General features: G+C 66.9%; 18 protein-coding genes and 1 tRNA gene. 11 read left to right on the top strand and 8 right to left on the bottom strand.

What is annotated here, in order from left to right; translation table 11 throughout:
- The first annotated feature begins 11 nt into the window (after positions 1-11).
- Positions 12-266 carry a response regulator transcription factor gene (locus KNJ79_RS16010; protein ID WP_317151820.1) on the top strand — a complete coding sequence of 85 codons (255 nt, stop codon included), beginning with the start codon at positions 12-14 and terminating at the stop codon, positions 264-266.
- Positions 267-269: 3 nt separating this feature from the next.
- Here KNJ79_RS16010 and KNJ79_RS16015 read toward each other — a convergent pair whose 3' ends face one another.
- Entirely contained in the window at positions 270-1,541 is a 1,272-nt protein-coding gene (locus KNJ79_RS16015) for an MgtC/SapB family protein (RefSeq protein WP_317151821.1), read from the bottom strand.
- A gap of 203 nt (positions 1,542-1,744) precedes the next feature.
- Between KNJ79_RS16015 and KNJ79_RS16020 the strand changes: the two genes are divergently transcribed.
- The 5 genes from KNJ79_RS16020 to KNJ79_RS16040 all read left to right on the top strand — a co-directional run bounded on the left by KNJ79_RS16020 (position 1,745) and on the right by KNJ79_RS16040 (position 8,861).
- The gene (locus tag KNJ79_RS16020) at positions 1,745-2,425 is read left to right on the top strand and encodes a Crp/Fnr family transcriptional regulator (protein WP_317151822.1); all 681 of its coding nucleotides are present in this window, start codon (positions 1,745-1,747) and stop codon (positions 2,423-2,425) included.
- A gap of 567 nt (positions 2,426-2,992) precedes the next feature.
- The gene (locus KNJ79_RS16025; protein ID WP_317151823.1) at positions 2,993-5,044 is read left to right on the top strand and encodes a TonB-dependent siderophore receptor; all 2,052 of its coding nucleotides are present in this window, start codon (positions 2,993-2,995) and stop codon (positions 5,042-5,044) included.
- Positions 5,041-5,634 carry a hypothetical protein gene (locus tag KNJ79_RS16030; protein WP_317151824.1) on the top strand — a complete coding sequence of 198 codons (594 nt, stop codon included), beginning with the start codon at positions 5,041-5,043 and terminating at the stop codon, positions 5,632-5,634. Before KNJ79_RS16025 ends, KNJ79_RS16030 begins: the two co-directional genes overlap by 4 nt.
- On the top strand, positions 5,631-6,977 hold the full coding sequence (locus KNJ79_RS16035; RefSeq protein ID WP_317151825.1) for a PepSY-associated TM helix domain-containing protein: 1,347 nt from the start codon (positions 5,631-5,633) through the stop codon (positions 6,975-6,977). The genes KNJ79_RS16030 and KNJ79_RS16035 overlap by 4 nt, the downstream gene beginning before the upstream one ends.
- Positions 6,978-7,277: 300 nt before the next feature.
- On the top strand, positions 7,278-8,861 hold the full coding sequence (locus tag KNJ79_RS16040) for an MFS transporter (RefSeq protein ID WP_317151826.1): 1,584 nt from the start codon (positions 7,278-7,280) through the stop codon (positions 8,859-8,861).
- A gap of 148 nt (positions 8,862-9,009) precedes the next feature.
- Here KNJ79_RS16040 and KNJ79_RS16045 read toward each other — a convergent pair whose 3' ends face one another.
- Both KNJ79_RS16045 and KNJ79_RS16050 read right to left on the bottom strand, forming a co-directional pair.
- Complete coding sequence (locus KNJ79_RS16045) at positions 9,010-9,474, bottom strand: hypothetical protein (protein ID WP_317151827.1); 465 nt, start codon at positions 9,472-9,474, stop codon at positions 9,010-9,012.
- Between the two features lie 165 nt (positions 9,475-9,639).
- A tRNA-Arg gene (locus KNJ79_RS16050) sits at positions 9,640-9,716 on the bottom strand.
- 70 nt (positions 9,717-9,786) lie between these two features.
- Between KNJ79_RS16050 and KNJ79_RS16055 the strand changes: the two genes are divergently transcribed.
- A complete protein-coding gene (locus KNJ79_RS16055) occupies positions 9,787-10,545 on the top strand; it encodes a queuosine precursor transporter (RefSeq protein ID WP_317151828.1) in 759 nt (252 codons plus the stop codon).
- 5 nt (positions 10,546-10,550) lie between these two features.
- On the top strand, positions 10,551-10,937 hold the full coding sequence (locus KNJ79_RS16060; RefSeq protein ID WP_317151829.1) for a hypothetical protein: 387 nt from the start codon (positions 10,551-10,553) through the stop codon (positions 10,935-10,937).
- On the opposite strand, the gene purQ is transcribed toward KNJ79_RS16060, so the two are convergent.
- Together purQ and purS are read right to left on the bottom strand one after the other, a co-directional pair.
- Positions 10,899-11,564, bottom strand: coding sequence for a phosphoribosylformylglycinamidine synthase subunit PurQ (gene purQ / locus KNJ79_RS16065; RefSeq protein WP_317151830.1), 666 nt, complete (start codon positions 11,562-11,564; stop codon positions 10,899-10,901). The two genes, KNJ79_RS16060 and purQ, sit on opposite strands and share 39 nt — an antisense overlap.
- Before the next feature lie 22 nt (positions 11,565-11,586).
- Positions 11,587-11,817 (bottom strand): phosphoribosylformylglycinamidine synthase subunit PurS, encoded by a 231-nt coding sequence (gene purS / locus KNJ79_RS16070; RefSeq protein WP_089217415.1) that lies wholly within the window; start codon positions 11,815-11,817, stop codon positions 11,587-11,589.
- 182 nt (positions 11,818-11,999) lie between these two features.
- On the opposite strand from purS, the gene KNJ79_RS16075 reads away from it, so the two are divergent.
- From KNJ79_RS16075 to KNJ79_RS16085, 3 genes are all read left to right on the top strand, one after another.
- A complete protein-coding gene (locus KNJ79_RS16075; RefSeq protein WP_089217416.1) occupies positions 12,000-12,173 on the top strand; it encodes a (2Fe-2S)-binding protein in 174 nt (57 codons plus the stop codon).
- A 101-nt stretch (positions 12,174-12,274) separates the two neighbouring features.
- Positions 12,275-12,757: a bacterioferritin gene (bfr, locus tag KNJ79_RS16080; RefSeq protein ID WP_317151831.1), complete on the top strand. Its 483-nt coding sequence runs from the start codon at positions 12,275-12,277 to the stop codon at positions 12,755-12,757.
- A gap of 323 nt (positions 12,758-13,080) precedes the next feature.
- Positions 13,081-13,500: an addiction module antidote protein gene (locus KNJ79_RS16085; RefSeq protein ID WP_317151832.1), complete on the top strand. Its 420-nt coding sequence runs from the start codon at positions 13,081-13,083 to the stop codon at positions 13,498-13,500.
- A gap of 67 nt (positions 13,501-13,567) precedes the next feature.
- Here the strand turns inward: KNJ79_RS16085 and KNJ79_RS16090 are convergent, their stop codons facing one another.
- From KNJ79_RS16090 to nusB, 3 genes are all read right to left on the bottom strand, one after another.
- Positions 13,568-15,691, bottom strand: a complete 2,124-nt coding sequence (locus KNJ79_RS16090) for a sodium-translocating pyrophosphatase (RefSeq protein WP_317151833.1) — start codon at positions 15,689-15,691, stop codon at positions 13,568-13,570.
- A 249-nt stretch (positions 15,692-15,940) separates the two neighbouring features.
- Positions 15,941-16,873, bottom strand: a complete 933-nt coding sequence (thiL, locus tag KNJ79_RS16095) for a thiamine-phosphate kinase (RefSeq protein WP_317151834.1) — start codon at positions 16,871-16,873, stop codon at positions 15,941-15,943.
- 156 nt (positions 16,874-17,029) lie between these two features.
- Positions 17,030-17,476 (bottom strand): transcription antitermination factor NusB, encoded by a 447-nt coding sequence (gene nusB, locus KNJ79_RS16100; protein ID WP_089217421.1) that lies wholly within the window; start codon positions 17,474-17,476, stop codon positions 17,030-17,032.
- Positions 17,477-17,558 lie beyond the last annotated feature (82 nt).

A 17,558-nucleotide genomic window follows, 5' to 3' on the forward strand; every position in this document is an offset into this window, starting at 1 on the left:
AAAAGGACGGCATGTCAGTCGAACGCCCGCCCGTGAGCCCCCGCGCCTCTCATCCTTCGATCGACGCGCTGACCGAACGCGAGCGCGACGTCGTCGCGGGGCTGGTGCGCGGCTTGACCAACAAGCGGATCGGGGAGGAACTGGGGATCAGCCACCGAACCGTCGAAGTGCATCGCGCGCACGTCATGCGCAAGCTCGGCACGCCGACGCTCGCCGCGCTGTTGACCGCCGTACTGCCTCAGCGAAACAAGCTGTCGGACCGCTGAGCGTCAAAGCAGCAGCGCCGCCGCCGCCAATGTCCCCGCAATTGCGCTGGCGACCAGCGGCAATGCGGCGGTCCAGCCGCGGCGCGTGCGCGCAAGCGCCGGCGGAATGATCGCCTTGAGCAAGGTGTTCGCCAGTACCGACGCGGCGATCGCCATCCCCGCGGCGCGCGCACCCAGCACCCCTGCCGGCAGACCGCCGATCGTGATGATCGCCGCATCGACGTCGGCAATTCCCGACAGCGCGAGCAGCGCCGCGATGGCCGTGTCGTCGACGCGCTCCATCAACCAGCGCACGAGCAGCGCCATGACCATCACCAGCGCGGTCAGACCGAGCGCCGGTCCGAAGTTGAGCGGATTGCGCAATTCCACCGGCGCCGCCGTCGCGCCGTCGCCGCGCCGCGCCGCGAGCAGCGCCCAGCCGGTCGCGGCGAGGCTGACCAGCAAGGCCGGCACGACAATCAGCGCCAGCGACTCGAGCGCGCGCGGCGCGATCAAGGCGACGAGCAGCATCACGCGCAGCTGCATCACGACCGATGCGGCCGCGATGCCGGCGATCAGGATGGGCGCATTTTCGGCTTCGTCACGCAAGCGGGTCGCGAGCGCGGTCGTCACCGCGGTCGACGACACCATCGCCCCGGTCGCCGCCATCGCCAGCGTTCCGCGCGTCGCGCCAAAGCGCTTGCCGGCGATATAGCCGGCGAAGGAAAAGCCCGAAACGAACACGACGACGAGCCAGAGCTGCCGGGGATTCCACGCATCATAGGGGCCGAGCGCGCGGTCGGGCAGCAGCGGCAGGATCACCGCGGCGATCAGGGCGAAGCGCGCGATCGCCCCGACCTCGGCTTCGGTCAGCGTGCCGACCCAGCGATGCAGTTGCGGCCGCAGCGTGAGGAGCAGCGTCGTCGTCACCGCGGCGATCGACGCGATCCGCGCTTCGCCGCGCGTCGCAAGATAGCCGCAGGCGAGCGCGATCAGCGCCGCGATGCCCGCCGTCCCGCTGACGCTGCCGCGCGTCCGCGCGGTGCGTGCATAGCCGAAGAGGATGAGCAGCGCGGCACCGCCGAGGAGCAGGACGGCGACGGGGCGGTCGATCGGCTCGATCACCCCGGCGATGCCGCCGGTCAGCCCGAGCAGCCCATAGGTGCGGATGCCGGCAAAGCGGCTGCCCGCCGCTTCGTGGCGCAGCGTCCAGCCGCGCTGGACGCCGATCAGCAGCCCGAGACCGAGCGACAGCGCGAGCTCCGCGAGCAGCGGCACATCGCCGATCGCGCTCATCCTTTCTCCTCTCGCTCGCCGCAGACCAACGGCCTTTTCGTGCGTCCAATCGGCGCCGCGGTCGTTACGCAATTTTCCTTACACGCGGGCAGCCGCGGCGGAGACCCGCTCGCTGCGCCAGCTACGTACTCTTCCCTACTCCCATCGGCGCCCGGCTCGCATAAAAGCAGGCCACAGATATTTGTCCAATCCGGGGTACGCCGATGAGCAATTGCCAGTCCTGTCCGGTGCGCGGCCGCGCGATTTGCGCGAGTCTCGACGGCGACGAACTCGCCGCGTTCAGCCGGATGGCGCGCCATCAGCGCGTGCCGGCGGGCCATACGCTGATCTGGGAGGGCGAAGACGTCCCGCTGATCGCCAATGTGATCGGCGGCGTGCTCAAGCTCGTCGTCGCCGCCGCCGACGGGCGCGAACAGATCGTCGGGCTGGTCTTTCCATCCGATTTCATCGGCCGGCCGTTCGGCAAGGAAAGCCCCTATCGGGTGACCGCACTGACCGATGCCGAAGTATGCATCTATAACCGCAACAGCTTCGACGCCTTTGCCGCGGCGCACCCGCATCTGCAGCACAAGCTGCTCCGCCGCACGCTCGATGAGCTCGATCGCGCCCGTTATTGGATGCTGCTGCTGGGGCGCAAATCGGCCTCGCAGAAGGTCGCCTCCTTTCTCCTCGAAATGTCGGATCGGCTTGCCCGGCTCGACCGCAAGGAAGCGGGCTTCGAACTCCCCTTCGGCCGGCAACAGATCGCCGACATTCTGGGCCTGACGATCGAGACGACGAGCCGCCAGCTGACGCGCCTGCGCGCCGACGGCATCGTCGACCTCCCGTCGCGCCGCGCGGTCGTCATCCACGACCGCGGCGCGATGGAGCGGATGGCGGGCTGACCGGCCCCGCGGCGAAGCTTCGCGCCGTCCGCCGCCTACGGGAAAATGCGGATAGGCGATGCCGCGGCAAAGGGTTCAGACAGCGGGCGCCTGGCCGGAGGTCATCGCGTTTTCGAACCTTTGGAGGGGCTTTGTGCGCCGTCGATCGGTTCGCGATCGCAGCCGCCGCCAGCTCCTCGAGCGCGATCCGGACCTCGGCCGGAACGATCGGGGGGGCGGCGGTGCCGCGGGGCGCCTGCGACCCGCTTTCCGCGGCACCGCCTGCCCGGCCCGGGCGCTTCGCGCATAGCGGGCGACACCGCCGCGCCCGGGCGTCGGCCGGATCGTCGACCGCGCCGATGCCGCGCTTTCCCGCGGCCGTGCCAAAACCCGAAGCAGCCGGGGCGGAGCGCTTCGAGGGTCCGGCGAAGTCATATCCGGCGAGAACGATGCAACCGCCCTCGGCGCCGGCGGGCACGGAAACCGACCGGCGGACCGCACCAAAAAAATTCGAGGAAGTATGTTGCTAATGCGATTGACTCTCATTAGTTGCCCCTCTCCGTTGCTTATCCGAATTGGGGGTCTTTCATGAGAGTCGCGCGTTTCACCTTGTTCCTCTGCACGGCGCTCGCGAGCGGCCAGGCGCTGGCCGAAGAGGCTGCATCGGCCGACGAACTGGCTCAGGACCAGATCGTCGTCACCGGCTATGCCGGGACCAAGACCGACACCGCGCTCACCGAACTGCCGCAACCGGTCAAGGTCATCACCGCCGAACAATATGAGGCGCAGGGCGCGATCAGCATCAGCGACACCGTGAAATATGCCGCCGGCGTCCTCGCCAACCCCTATGGCCGCGACACGCGCGTCGACGGCTTCAACGTGCGCGGGATCGACGCGCTGCAATTCCGCGACGGGATGCGCGACATCTTTTCCTATTACGCCAGCATCACGTCGGACCCCTATAATTTCTCGCGCGTCGAAATCGTCCGCGGCCCCGCCTCGGTGCTCTTCGGCCAGGGCTCGATCGGCGGCATCGTCAACCTCGTCTCCAAGACCCCCGATTTCGTCACGCACGGCGAGGTCAGCGCCGTCTATGGCAGCTACAACCGCAAGGAATTGCTGGCCGACGTCAACTATGCCGTGTCGGATACGCTGGCAGTGCGCGGGGTCGGCCGGCTGCGCGACGCCGACACCTATGTCGACCATGTTCCCGACGATCGCGTGATGTTCGCGCCGTCGATCCGCTGGCAGCCGACCCCCGACACCGACGTCGTGCTGACCGGTCTCTATCAGGAGGACGACGGCGGCTCGACCTCGCAATTCCTGCCGATCGTCGGCACCTTCAAGCCCAACCCCGGCGCGCCGGGGCCGCTCGACCGCTTCACCTTCGTCGGCAAGCCCGGCTTGGATCGCTATGCGGGCCGTTCGCTGCAAGGGATGGGCAGCGTCACCCACGACTTTTCGGACGCGGTGCGGCTCAGCCTCAAGGCGCGCTATATCGACAGCGACCTCGAATATTTCACCCATTATACGAACAGCTACAGCAATCCGACCGATCCCTATGGCCCCGACCATCGCACGATCGGCCTCTATGCCGACGCCAGCGACGCGCGGATGAACGTCTTTTCGACCGACAATAATCTGCAGTTCAACTTCAACACCGGCGCCAATATCGAGCACAAGCTGCTCGTCGGCCTCGACTATAGCTGGAACAAGGTCGGCAAGCGCTATGCTGGCGGATATGAGATCATCGACCTCTACGACATCGACTATGACGCGCTGTTGACCTACGATCCGTCAGGCCCCTTCGCCGAAGAGTCGCAAAAGCAGCTCGGCGTCTATGTCCAGGACCAGATCCGCTTCTACGACCGTGTCTCGGTCGTGCTCGGCGCACGGCGCGACCGGGTCACGGGCTCGTCGGGACAGAAGGACAATGCGACCACCTTCCGCGCCGGCATCATCGGCGAGATCGGCGCGGGGCTGTCGCCCTTCTTCAGCTACACCGAAAGCTTCCTGCCGATCGCCGGCTCGCTGACCGATGTCGACGGCACCATTGGCGACCCCTTCAAGCCGCAGACCGGCAAGCAGTTCGAAGCGGGCATCAAGTGGCAGCCCGATCCGGGCACGCTGGTCACGATCACCGCCTTCCACATCAAGGAACGCAACCGCGTTCTCTATGGCGAGGGCAGCTCGACCACCCAGTCGGGCGAGCTCACGACCAAGGGCATCGAGTTCGAGGCGAGCCACACGCTGCCCGGCAATTTCGAGCTGCTGGTCAACTATGGCTATAACAAGCTCAAGTCGGAGACGAACACCGATCTCGACTATCTGCCGCGCCACATCGCCTCGATCTGGTCGACCAAAAGTTTCGGCCTGCCCGGTGAGGCACAGCTGCGCCTCGGCGCCGGCGTCGTGTATAACGGCAAGCGCCGGTCGGACGGTCCGGCGTGGAACATCACGACGCCGAGCAACACAACGGTCGACGCACTCGCCGAGATCAGCTGGGATGACTGGCGCTTCGCCGTCAACGCGACCAACCTCTTCGGCAACGACTATTACGCCTCCTGCCTCGCACGCGGCGACTGCTTCATGGGCGCGCCGCGCAACGTGATGGCGACCGTCGGCTACCGCTTCCGGTGAGCACCGCCTCGCCCCTCGTCTGGTTCGGGTCGGCGGCGGCGGTCGCGGCGATCCTGCTGCTCCGCCGCGCCTGGGGCCTGCCGAGGCGGTCGGCGGCGCAGAATGGCGCGGCGTGGGCGCTGCTGCTCGTCGCGGCCGCGCTCGGTATCGCCGGCAATGGCGCGTGGGGCGCCGCGATCGTGTCGCTCTTCGCGATGGGCACCGCGGCGCTGCTCCTCGTGCACGCCGCGGCGACGGCGCGCGCGGGCAAGGCGCGCGCCTCCGACCGCAAGGCGCATATTCTTCCCGAAGCGGGCGAGCCGCGCCGCATCGGCCGCCGCATCACCACTTTCGCGATCACCGTGCCGCTCGCGCTGATCGCGTCGCTGCTCGTCGCGCTCGGCGCGCGGGCGCTGGCGGCGCTCGCCGGCTGGGCCGACGCCGACAGCAACGCCCTCGCGCTGCTGTTGCTGCCGCTCGTCTGGGGAATGCTCGCCTTCGTGCTGCTGATGCTGCCAAGCCGCCGCGCGCAATTCGTCTGGCTCGCGCTTCCCGCGGCGGCGAGCCTCGGCCTGATCTGGGGCCTGATCTGGATCGGAGGCGCAGCATGACCCAGCCCATCGCCAAGACCACCGTCCAGCGCGCGCTCCACGCGCACGCCGCGATCGGCCTCATCGCCTCGGCGCTCCTCTATCTCGTCTGCCTGACCGGCACGGTCGTCGTTCTCTATCAGGAATGGCAGCGCATCGAGCAGCCGGACGCACCCGAAATGCTGACGATCGCGCCCGACGCGGTGCAAAAAGCCGCCGCCGTGGTGCTCGCGAGCGAAAAGGGCAAGCCCGGCACGACGCACCTCTATGTCCATATGCCGGTCCCCGGCCTGCCGCGCACGACGATCACCACCGACAGCCAGGCGGTCCATGCGAACGCCGACGGCACGATCGCCGGCCCCGAGGAAAACGCCTGGTCCGAATTCCTGCTCGCCGCCCATTATGCGCTCAACATTCCGGGGCTCGTCGGCATGATGATCGTCGGCATTCTGGGCGTGATGATCGTCGCGCTGTCGCTGTCGGGCGTGATCGCGCACCCGCGCATCTTTCGCGATGCCTTTCGCCTCCGCGCCCGCGACAATCAGGGCGTCGGCCTCGCCGACTGGCACAACCGGCTGAGCGTCTGGACGCTGCCCTTCGCGCTCGCGATCGCGCTCACCGGCGCGATGATCGGGCTCGGCTCGGTCGGTGCCTATGGCCTCGCCACCGCCTTCTACAAGGGCGATCTCGAGGCCGCCTATGCCCCGATCTTCGGCGACGAAGCCGCGCCCGACCCCAGCCCCGCGCCGCTCGCCGACATCGCAAAGCCGCTCGCCTGGATCGCCGCCGAACACCCCGAAGTGCGCCCGACCTATGTCATCGTCCACGATCCGCAGACGCGCGGCCAGCATGTCCAGATCATCGCCGAGCATCCGCAGCGCCTGATCTATGGCGAAAGCTATAATTTCGGCGCCGACGGGCGCTTCGAGGGGAGCGTCGGCCTCGCCGACGGACACCTCGGCCAGCAGCTCGCGGCGTCGACCTATAATCTTCACTTCGGCAATTACGGCGGCCTGCCGGTCAAGCTCGCCTATATCGTCTTCGGGCTCGCGCTCACCGTCGTCGTCGCGACCGGCACCTCGATCTGGCTCGGCAAGCGCGCGCGGCGCGGCCTCCACGAGCCGCGGCTGCGCAGCCTGTGGGACGGGGTGATCTGGGGCGTTCCGCTGGCGCTCGCCCTGACTTTCCTCGCGCGGCTGCTGATCGGCAACGATGCGCCGCTGACGGCGATCTTCTGGACCCTTTCGGTGCTGGTTCCCGCCGCCGCGATCGCCCTCCCGGCGCGGCGCCCGAAGCGCCTGCTGCAATATCTGCTCGTCGCGGGCCTGGTTGCGGCGCCGATCGTGCGGGTCGCTACGCTTTGACATCGGACCGGATGCGCCGGTTCAGGCTGTGGCATTGCAGGATATCGCACAAAGACACGAAGCCACAAAGCGGCGCGATCCTCCGTCGTCGCTTGCCGCCGCAGAAGGCGATGAAGAGGAAGGGCGCTTCGCGCGGCTTGGAAAGCAAGCGCAGCGCCCTGCGCGACGTCTTCGTGGCTTCGTGCGAGGCTTTGAAACGGCGATGAAACCGTCGACGTGTCGTCCCCCAAAGGACGATCCCATATTGCTCCGCCCTCACGGCTGTGGAATGACCGCGCGCAACTGGAGAGGGGTTTCCGCGTGCAAAAAGCGATCGCCGGCAAGGAACGCCGGACCTGGATTTTTCTGATCGGCGTCGCCGCGGTGACGATCGGCGTGCTCCTTCACCTGCCGATGTTCTGGATGGGCCGGTCGATGGGTTTCCACATGGCGGGCATGGCGATGGACCCCGGCATGATCGCCGGCATGTGGCTGATCGTCGGCGGAATCGGCGTCGCCGCCTATGGCCTGCTGCCGCGCAACCTGACGCGGCAGCTCGCTGCGTCGGGCGAACTCGCGGTCACCGCGCCCGAAGATGCGCCGCTCTCGCCCGCGCATTGGCGGCTGATGTTCGTGCTGGTCGTCGCGCTGATCATCGACGTGATGAAGCCCGCGAGCCTCGGCTTCACCATCCCCGGCATGATCGACGAATATCGGGTGCCGCGCGAAACCGTCTCGCTCGTCCCCTTCTTCGCGCTGATCGGCACGGTGCTCGGCTCCTTTCTGTGGGGCGTCGTCGCCGACGTCTATGGCCGCAAGGCGTCGATCCTCCTGTCCGCCGTGATGTTCGTCGGCACCTCGATCTGCGGCGCGATGCCGTCGCTCGCGTGGAACATCGGCATGTGCTTCCTGATGGGCGCCGCGGCAGGCGGGATGCTGCCCGTCACCTATGCGCTGCTCGCCGAAATGATGCCGAGCCGCCACCGCGGCTGGAGCCTCGTGCTCGTCGGCGGCCTCGGCGCGGTCGGCGGCTATGCGGCGGCGAGCCTGATGTCGGCGTGGCTGGTGCCGACCTACAGCTGGCGCATCCTGTGGCTCGCCAATCTGCCGAGCGGGCTCCTCCTCGTGATGCTCGGCGCCTTCATCCCCGAATCGGCGAAATTCCTGATGGCGCGCGGCCGGCACGAGGAGGCGCGGGCCGTGATGGCGCGCTTCGGTTCGAGCGTCCGGCGTCTGGCGCCGGCCGAGACCGGGGGGACACCGACTCCGTCGCAGGCCGCACCGATGGCGCGTGCCGCGAAGGCAAAGCTCGCCGCACTCAGCCTGACCGCGATCTGCTGGGGCCTCGTCAATTTCGGCCTCTTGCTCTGGCTGCCGATCGAACTGGTCGCGCGCGGCTACAGCATGGCGGTATCGAGCAAGCTTCTCGCCGCATCGGCGCTGATCGCGCTGCCGACCGTCTTCCTCGTCGCGTGGATCTATAGCGCGTGGAGCACGAAAAAGTCGGTGCTCGCCGCGATCGCGGTGACCCTGCTCGGCCTCGCCGGCGTGCTGTGGCTTGCGATCACCTCCGGTGCCAGCCCCGTTCTCCCCGTCGCGCTGCTGATCGTCGGCAGCAACGGCATTATCGCGATGCTGCTTCCCTATGCCGCCGAAAGCTTCCCCTTGCGTATCCGCGCCCGCGCCACCGGTCTCGTCGCGGCGTGCAGCAAGCTCGGCGGCGTGCTCGCGCAGGCGCTTGCCATCCTTGCGATCATCCCGACGCTGGCGGTCAGCGCGCTGATGATCGCGCTTCCGACCGCCCTGTCGCTGATCCTCGTCGCGCGCTTCGGCCGCGAAACGCGGGGACTGGACCTGCGCGACCTCGATCCCGAGGGCCATGTGTTCGACAAATCGGGCTATTAGAGAGTGATTGCGAGTGAAGCGAACCATTTCACGGCTCGGAAATCACGACAAAACAAGAATCTGGAGTGCCGGTTTGATTCCATCAAAACCGAACGCATTCTAGGCCAGCGTCGAGCCGCTTCAGCCGGGACTCGTTGCACTCGGAACTCTACATCCGGGAACACGGGAAGGCCGGAGTCGAACTGGTCTCGATCACGCAGGAGGCCCCCTCGGCTGCAAGGGTCTGCGCATGCCGATGGACAAGCTCGATGGCATCGCGATCGGTTAGGCGACGAAGCAGATATGGCAGCCCGATCATCTGAAAGAGTTGCTGGGCAGCTATCTGCGCACGGCAATCGAACGCAAAGATCGCAACCGCGATCGACCGCAGCAGATGCGCCAGGACCGCAAGGAACCCGAAGCAGGCATCGCCCGGCTGCTGGAACTGGTCGAGAAAGGGCTGATGGATGCCGAGGACGCTTCGATGCGCGAGCGGTTGGTCAACCTCCGGTTTCGGCGGGATGAGCTTGCCGAGCAAGTTTCCGATCTCACCCGCCGCCTCGCCATGGCCGAGCCGATAATCACGCCTGCCAAGATCGAGAAGCTGGCACTGCTTCTCCGTGATAAGCTGCATCACGGCCAGCCTGATCTGCGTCAGGCTTATGCCCGGCTGCTGCTCAGCGAAGTGCGCGTGAACGATCGGGAAATCCGTATCGGCGGCTCCGTCGCCGCGCTGGCCCGGAGTGCTGCAGCGGGCGTGGCCAAAACCACGCCCGCAGTTCTCTCTTTTGTTCGAGAATGGTGCGCCCGGCAGGATTCGAACCTGCGACCACCCGCTTAGAAGGCGGGTGCTCTATCCAGCTGAGCTACGGGCGCGCGGCACCGGAGTGCGCCCGCGCAGATAGCGTGGTTTGCGCGCGACGCAAAGCGCGTTAAGCAGCACGCCATGACCGAGCCCGCTTCCGCCGCGTTCCGCGCGCCCGCCCCTGCGCATGTCAACGCCGCGAGCGTGCGGCATTTTCGCTATTACGACCTCGTCATGGCGGCGTTCGTCGCGATCCTGCTCCTCAGCAACATCATCGGCGCGTCGAAGCCCTCCTATATCCCGATGCCGGACGGCGGCCAGTGGGCGTTCGGCGCCGGGGTGCTCTTCTTCCCGATCAGCTACATCATCGGCGACGTGTTGACCGAAGTCTATGGCTATGCGCGGGCGCGGCGCGTGATCTGGACGGGCTTTGCGGCGCTGATCTTCATGGCGTTCATGGCGGCGGTGGTCGTCGCGCTGCCCCCCGCCGACGGCTGGCCGGGACAGCCGAGCTATGAATTCGTGTTCGGCAACAGCTGGCGCATCGTGCTGGCGTCGATGACCGCTTTCTGGGCCGGCGAATTCGCCAATTCCTATGTACTGGCGCGGATGAAGCTGGCGACCGGCGGGCGCTTTCTGTGGATGCGCACGATCGGATCGACGATCGTCGGCCAGGGGCTCGACAGCCTGATCTTCTATCCGCTCGCCTTCTATGGCCTCGCCGGCTGGCCGCCCGAGCAGCTGGTGCAGGTCGTGCTGTCGCAATGGGCGATCAAGACCGCGTGGGAAGCCGCGCTGACCCCGGTAACCTATGCCGTCGTCGGGCTGCTCAAGCGGCGCGAAGGCGTCGACGTGTTCGACGAAGACACCGACTTCTCTCCCTTCCGCGCCAAGGTTTGACCCCCATGACCCTGATCGAACTCGCCTCGCTGTTCGAGGAGCGCAAGCTGTGGATCGTCACAGCGAGCGGCCTCGATAAGGACGCGCTGCACATCTATTTCGGCATGGCGCTGTTTCTCGCGGTGCGGCTCGTGTGGCGCGGGCCGCGCGGCTGGCTGGTCGCCTGGCTCGCGGTGGTCGCGATGGCGTGCGGCGGCGAATGGCTCGACCTCACCGTCGAGGCGAGACACGCCGCGATCCAGCCCGACGCCGCGCATTGGCATGACATCTGGAACACCTGCTTCTGGCCGACCGTGATCCTGCTCCTCAGCCGCTGGTTGCAGCCGGCGCGGCGCGAGGTGCCTGCGCTGACGTCAGGCGAGGGCGCCGAGCGCCGCTTCGAACAGGCGTAGCCCGTCGGTGCCGCCGTGCGCGGGGTCGATCGCGCGCTCGGGGTGCGGCATCATGCCGAGGACATTGCCCGCGTCGTTCAGAACACCGGCGATGTCGCGCGCCGAGCCGTTGACCGGTTCGGCGTAGCGGAAGGCGACGCGCCCCTCGCCCTCGATGCGGTCAAGCGTCGCGCTATCCGCGAAATAATTGCCGTCGTGATGCGCGACGGGAATGCGGATCGTCTCGCCCTTCGCATAGCTTGCGGTGAACAGCGACTGGCTGTTCTCGACCGTCAGCGGCACGGTGCGGCAGACGAAGTTGAGCCCGGCGTTGCGCATCAGCGCGCCGGGGAGCAGCTGCGCCTCGGCGAGCACCTGAAAGCCGTTGCACACGCCGAGCACCGGAACGCCGCGCCCCGCCGCCTCGACCACCGCGCGCAGGATCGGCGAGCGCGCCGCCATCGCGCCCGAGCGCAGATAGTCGCCATAGGAAAAGCCGCCGGGCAGCGCGATGAAGTCGGTTCCGTCGGGAAGCGCGCTCTCGCGGTGCCACACCATCGCGGGGGCGCGGCCGGTGACCGTCTCGAGCGCGACGGCCATGTCGCGGTCGCAGTTGGAGCCGGGAAAGACGATGACGGCGGTCTTCATGGGGAGGCTCCCTTCGTTCGCGTCAGGCGCGTTCGATGCGGTAGTTTTCGATGACGGTGTTGGCGAGCAGCTTCGCGCACATCGCATCGAGATCGGCGTCGCTGACGTCGTCGGCAACCTCGAGCTCGATGAAGCGCCCCGCGCGGACATCGTCGACCCCGGCAAAGCCCAGTCCTTCGAGCGCATGATGGATCGCCTTGCCCTGCGGGTCGAGAACCCCTGGCTTGAGCGTCACATAGACATTCACTTTCATGGCTGCGGACCTTTGCGGATGGGCGGGGGAAGATGCGCGCGCCTATGCCCGCGAATCGCGCGCCGGGCAAGGGGCGGGCGCCGCCTTTTTTCGCGCGTTCGACCGTGCGAGGCGTTCGCAACTTTCCTGTTGCGAATCGCTCGCACTATCCCTAGATCATGCTTGTTGAGAGGGATTCGCATATGGTCGTCTGTGTCTGCAACGCAATAAGGGAAAGCCAGCTGCGCGATGTCGCGCGGAACGGCCAATTGCGCTGCGCCAAGGCCGCCTATGCGCAACTGGGTCGCAAACCCAAGTGCGGCCAGTGCCTGTCATTCGCTCGCAATATCATCAGCGAGGCCGTTGAGGCCGCCTGATTTTTCGCAGAAATCCGCCATTTTCACCCTTGGCCTGAACGGGTCCGGGGCGGTATAATGCCGCCCGGCTTCCCTACCCGAGAACAGACAGGACAAGAGACATGAAGGGCGACGAAAAGGTCATCGACTTCCTCAACGAAGCGCTCAAGAACGAGCTGACCGCGATCAACCAATATTGGCTGCATTACCGTATGCTCGACAATTGGGGCGTCGCGCGGCTCGCGCATTTCGAGCGCGAGGAATCGATCGACGAGATGAAGCACGCCGACAAGCTGGCGGACCGCATCCTCTTCCTCGAAGGCCTGCCCAATTTCCAGCTGCTCGGCCGGCTGCGCGTCGGCGAGACGGTCGAGGAGATATTGAAGGCGGATCTCGCGCTCGAAGAAGAGGCGATCCCGCTGCTCAAGGACGCGATCGAACATTGCGAGAAGGTGCGCGACTATGTCAGCCGCGACCTGTTCGCCGACATCCTGGAAAGCGAGGAACATCATGTCGACGAGCTGGAAAAGCAGTTCGACCTGATCGAACGCATGGGCCTCCAGAATTATATCCAGTTGCAATCCAAGCCGGTCGGCGACGACTGATACCAAGGTGCGGCCGGGGACGAATCACGGCCTTTCCTTCGTCATCCCGGCGAAGGCCGGGATCTCGCCGGTGCATCGTAAAGCCAGGTCGAGATCCCGGCCTTCGCCGGGATGACGCAGACTGGCGAAGCACGGTTTTCCGGCATATTCAGAGGCACTTTCGGGTGCCTCTCTTTTTTGCTTGTATTTGCGATTAATTCTCAATAGCACGGTCGAGCAGTCCCCTCCTGCCGGCTGCTGCTCGATGCGGCGGCCGGCATCTTTTTCGAAGCGAGAGGCCCGGCGGGACTGCGTATCGAGCCGGGCGCGCGGGAGGATCGACGTTGGAGAGCAGCACCCTGATCCGCGAGTTGACCCGCCAGCCGCTCGTCCGCGAGTTGCCGGTCGACGCGGCACAAGCGGTGCTCGCGCTGCGCTATTGCATCCTCTGCCGCCGCGCCGGCCGCGATCCGATGCCCGAACTCGAGCGGCGCTGGGGCAACATCCTTGCCGCGCGCCGCTACCGTGTCGTCGTCGAGGCGATCGCGCACGTCTGGCCCGAAGCCTTCGCGGTCGCGCCGCCCTGTTGCCCGCGGGTCAGCCACGACGAGGCGCTGCTCGCCGCGATGGTCGGCGCCGCGGCGCACGGCAATCGCGTGCATTTCGACTGGCTGCTCGCCGAAATGCTGGGCGGCGACGCGCGCGAGATGCTGTTCGTCGCGCTCGGCAATTTCCTGCGCGCGCGGATATCGGGACGCGTCTGACCCGCCCAAACAAAAGCCCCGCCGGATCGCTCCGACGGGGCCTTGTTTGCCACCAGAACCGCGATGCCTACATCGCATGTCCCGCGAGCGCCGCGAGCAGCAGCAGCGCGACGATGTTGGTGATCTTGATCATCGGATTGACCGCCGGACCGGCGGTATCCTTATAGGGATCGCCGACGGTGTCGCCCGTGACCGCGGCCTTGTGGGCCTCGCTACCCTTGCCGCCGTGATTGCCGTCCTCGATATATTTTTTCGCGTTATCCCACGCGCCGCCGCCCGAGGTCATCGAGAGTGCGACGAACAGCCCGCCGACGATCACGCCGAGCAGCAGCGCGCCCAATGCCGCAAAGCCCGCCGCGCGGTCGCCCGCGACCCAGCTGATCGCGAAATAGACGACGATCGGCGCCAGCACCGGCAGCAGCGAGGGGACGATCATCTCCTTGATCGCCGCCTTGGTCACCAGGTCGACGGTGCGCGCATAGTCGGGCTTCGAGGTGCCCGCCATGATGCCCGCGTCGTTCGCGAACTGCTCGCGCACGTCTTTCACCACGTCGCCCGCCGCGCGGCCGACCGCGGTCATCCCCAGCGCCCCGAAGAGATAGGGTAGCAGCGCGCCGAGCAGCAGCCCGACGATGACATAGGGATTTTCGAGGCTGAAATCGACCGACAGGTCGGGGAAGAATTCCCTGAGGTCGGTCGTATAGGCCGCAAAGAGCACCAGCGCGGCGAGCCCCGCCGAACCGATCGCATAGCCCTTGGTCACCGCCTTGGTGGTGTTGCCCACGGCGTCGAGCAGGTCGGTCTTTTCGCGCACGCTGTCGTCGAGCCCCGCCATTTCGGCGATGCCGCCGGCATTGTCGGTCACTGGACCATAGGCGTCGAGCGCGACGACCATGCCCGCAAGCGCGAGCATCGCGGTCGCCGCATAGGCGATGCCGATCAGCCCCGCGAGCTGATAGGCGATGATAATGCCCGCAACGATCACCAGCGTCGGCAGCGCGGTCGCCTCGAGGCTGATCGCGAGACCCTGGATCACATTGGTGCCATGACCCGTTTCCGACGCCTTGGCGATCGAGCGCACCGGGCGGAAGCCGGTGCCGGTATAATATTCGGTGATCCAGATGATGAGGCCCGTGATGATGAGCCCGAGCAACGAGCACCAGAACAGGTCCATGCCGGTGAAACCGCCATTGGCGCCGTCGCCGCCGATCGCGGCATCGAGGTTACCCCCAAGCCCCCAGTGCAGCGCGCCATAGATGCCGATCACCGAGGTGATCGCGGTGACGAGGAAGCCCTTGTACATCGCGCCCATCACATTGTTCGATCCGCCGAGGCGGACGAAATAGGTGCCGATGATCGAGGTGATGATGCACACGCCGCCGATCAGCAGCGGCAGCGCCATCAGCACGCCGAGCATTTCGCCCGCGCCCTTCAGGAGCAGCGCGGTCAGCACCATCGTCGCACCGACGGTGACGACATAGGTTTCGAAGAGGTCGGCGGCCATGCCCGCACAGTCGCCGACATTGTCGCCGACATTGTCGGCGATCACCGCGGGGTTGCGCGGATCGTCCTCGGGGATGCCCGCCTCGACCTTGCCGACCAGGTCGGCGCCGACGTCGGCGGCCTTGGTGAAGATGCCGCCGCCGAGACGCGCGAAGATCGAGATCAGCGAGGCGCCGAACGCCAGTGCGACGAGCCCGTCGACCACGGTGCGATCCTCGCCGCCGACGCTCTTGCCCATCTGCGTCGTCAGCACCCAGTAAAAGACCGAGATGGCGAGCAGCGCGAGCCCCGCAACGAGCAGCCCGGTGATCGCGCCGGCGCGGAACGCCAGCGTCAGCCCCGATTGCAGCCCCTTTTGCGCGGCCGCGGCGGTGCGCACGTTCGAGCGCACCGAAATATTCATGCCGATGAACCCGGCGACGCCGGAAAGAATTGCGCCGATGACGAAACCGGTCGCGGACACGCCGCTGAGCGTCGCCGCGATGATGATGGCGACCACGACACCGACGACGGCGATGGTCGAATATTGACGCTTCAGATAGGCCTGCGCCCCTTCCTGGATGGCGGCGGCGATTTCCTGCATCTTCTCATTCCCCGCCGGTGCGCCGAGCACTTGCCGCGAGGTAATGAAGCCATAGAGCACGGCCAAAAGGCCGCACGCTATCGCGATCAGAACCGGATCGTTCATGCGTGTCTGTTCCTTCCCCATTGAACGGGATGGCCACAGCTTAGCAGTCGAGCACGTCCGACCTATTGTTGCCGGTTCGCCCTCTCCCCTGATGCGACCGCCCCAAATTTGGACCGCCGGGTTATGGGAAGAAAGGCTTTCGAGGGCAAGCCCGCAATGGCCGTCATCCCGGCGAAAGCCGGGATCTCGACGTTCCGTCATGGCGCATCGGCGAGACCCCGGCCTTCGCCGGGGTGACGACAAGGCCGATCAATGCATGAAACCGAGCCGGTCGGGCAGCGCGACGCGCCGCGCATGGTCGGTCAGCACGATCCCTTCGCCGACCGCCGCATGGCCGACCGGCGTAACCGCGACGTTCAGCCCTTCGGCGATTTCGCGGATATGGTCCGCCTCGCCCGCATCGGCTGCAAAAAGCAGTTGATAGTCGTCGCCCGCGGTCGCGGCGGCGAGGCGCGTGTCGAGCACGTCGGGCCGCACCGCGAGCAGCGCGGCCGACAGCGGCAGCACCTCCATCGCCAGCGCGATCCGGCAGCCGCTCGCCGCCGCCATCCGTTCGGCGTCGATCAGCAGGCCGTCGGAGATGTCCATCATCGCGTGGACGTGCGGCACCAGCGCCTGCCCGAGCGTCAGCTGCGGCTGCGGGCGGCGATAGGCGGCAAGGCACGTCTCATTGGGCTCGAGCTCGCCGAGCCGCATCGCGAGCCCGACCCCGGCGTCACCGATCGTTCCGCTGACCCATATCCGGTCGCCGGGTCGCGCGCCGCCGCGCGAGGGGACGTCGCCATCGGGCGCGCGGCCGATCGCGGTCAGCCCGAAGCTGCGCGGCGCACCCGCCGGCACGCGCACCGTGTCGCCGCCGAGCAGCGGCACGCCGAAACGCCGCAGCGCCACCGCGAGCCCCGACGCGAACGCCTCATCCCACGCCGCGTCGCCGGTCAGGCTGTAGCCGAGCAATACGCCGAGCGGCGCCGCGCCTTTCGCCGCGAGGTCGGACAGGTTCACCGCGACGAGCTTCCACGCGACGTCCTGCGGGGCCTCGTCGGGCAGGAAATGCACGCCCTCGACGATCATGTCGTGGGTGAGCACCAGTCCTTCGAACAGCGCCGCATCGTCGGCGAGCCCGCGCGCCGCGGGGTCGGTCGCGATGTCGCGCAGGCGGGCGATGAAATCGGCTTCGTTCATTGGGAAATCGTAATGGATAGCGCTATGGTATGAAAGATGCCGTAGCGGCGTGTCCCGGCGAAGGCGGGGACCCAGAGCGCATTTGCGCCACCGTTCGGCTCATCCGCTCTGGGCTCCCGCCTGCGCGGGAGCACACGGCTTTATTCTTCATGGCCGCTACTTTCGGACATCCTTGCCGATCGCGTCGAGCAGGCCATTGGCGAAGCCCGCTTCGCGCCCGTCGAAGAAGGCCTTGGCCACATCGACATATTCGCTCACCACCGCGCCCACCGGCACGTCGCCGCGCGCGATCAGTTCATAGGCGCCGGCGCGCAATATCGCCTTCATCGTGCGGTCGAGCCGGTCCATCGTCCAGCCGCTTGCGAGCCGCGCGGTGATCGCGGCGTCGAGCTCGCCCGCCCGCGCGAGCGTGCCCTTGACGATATCGTCGAAGAAGGGGACGTCGGCCTCGGCATATTCGGCGTCCTCGATGATCGCCCCGATGCGGTGCTGGTGGAACTCGTGAATCAGCTGCGCGACCGGCGTGCCCTCCATCTCGTGCTGATAGAGCGCCTGCACGGCGGCGAGGCGGGCGGCGGAGCGGGATTGGGCGCGTTTGTTCATGGTTTCTGCTTTTATCTCAAATCGTCATCCCGGCGAAGGCCGGGATCTCGACCTCGCGTCATGAGGCACCGGCGAGATTCCG

The sequence above is a fragment of the Sphingopyxis indica genome (assembly GCF_032879645.1).
GTDB classification, from domain to species: Bacteria; Pseudomonadota; Alphaproteobacteria; order Sphingomonadales; family Sphingomonadaceae; genus Sphingopyxis; species Sphingopyxis indica.

What these genes read in the sequence shown, in the direction of transcription:
- KNJ79_RS16025 (WP_317151823.1), top strand. Translation starts at nt 2,993, where the DNA reads ATGAGAGTCGCGCGTTTCACCTTGTTCCTCTGCACGGCGCTCGCGAGC.
- KNJ79_RS16020 (WP_317151822.1), top strand. Translation starts at nt 1,745, where the DNA reads ATGAGCAATTGCCAGTCCTGTCCGGTGCGCGGCCGCGCGATTTGCGCG.
- KNJ79_RS16035 (WP_317151825.1), top strand. Translation starts at nt 5,631, where the DNA reads ATGACCCAGCCCATCGCCAAGACCACCGTCCAGCGCGCGCTCCACGCG.
- KNJ79_RS16060 (WP_317151829.1), top strand. Translation starts at nt 10,551, where the DNA reads ATGACCCTGATCGAACTCGCCTCGCTGTTCGAGGAGCGCAAGCTGTGG.
- KNJ79_RS16045 (WP_317151827.1), bottom strand. Translation starts at nt 9,474, where the DNA reads ATGCAGCTTATCACGGAGAAGCAGTGCCAGCTTCTCGATCTTGGCAGG.
- thiL (WP_317151834.1), bottom strand. Translation starts at nt 16,873, where the DNA reads ATGAACGAAGCCGATTTCATCGCCCGCCTGCGCGACATCGCGACCGAC.
- KNJ79_RS16015 (WP_317151821.1), bottom strand. Translation starts at nt 1,541, where the DNA reads ATGAGCGCGATCGGCGATGTGCCGCTGCTCGCGGAGCTCGCGCTGTCG.
- KNJ79_RS16075 (WP_089217416.1), top strand. Translation starts at nt 12,000, where the DNA reads ATGGTCGTCTGTGTCTGCAACGCAATAAGGGAAAGCCAGCTGCGCGAT.
- KNJ79_RS16010 (WP_317151820.1), top strand. Translation starts at nt 12, where the DNA reads ATGTCAGTCGAACGCCCGCCCGTGAGCCCCCGCGCCTCTCATCCTTCG.
- KNJ79_RS16090 (WP_317151833.1), bottom strand. Translation starts at nt 15,691, where the DNA reads ATGAACGATCCGGTTCTGATCGCGATAGCGTGCGGCCTTTTGGCCGTG.
- purQ (WP_317151830.1), bottom strand. Translation starts at nt 11,564, where the DNA reads ATGAAGACCGCCGTCATCGTCTTTCCCGGCTCCAACTGCGACCGCGAC.
- bfr (WP_317151831.1), top strand. Translation starts at nt 12,275, where the DNA reads ATGAAGGGCGACGAAAAGGTCATCGACTTCCTCAACGAAGCGCTCAAG.
- purS (WP_089217415.1), bottom strand. Translation starts at nt 11,817, where the DNA reads ATGAAAGTGAATGTCTATGTGACGCTCAAGCCAGGGGTTCTCGACCCG.
- nusB (WP_089217421.1), bottom strand. Translation starts at nt 17,476, where the DNA reads ATGAACAAACGCGCCCAATCCCGCTCCGCCGCCCGCCTCGCCGCCGTG.
- KNJ79_RS16055 (WP_317151828.1), top strand. Translation starts at nt 9,787, where the DNA reads ATGACCGAGCCCGCTTCCGCCGCGTTCCGCGCGCCCGCCCCTGCGCAT.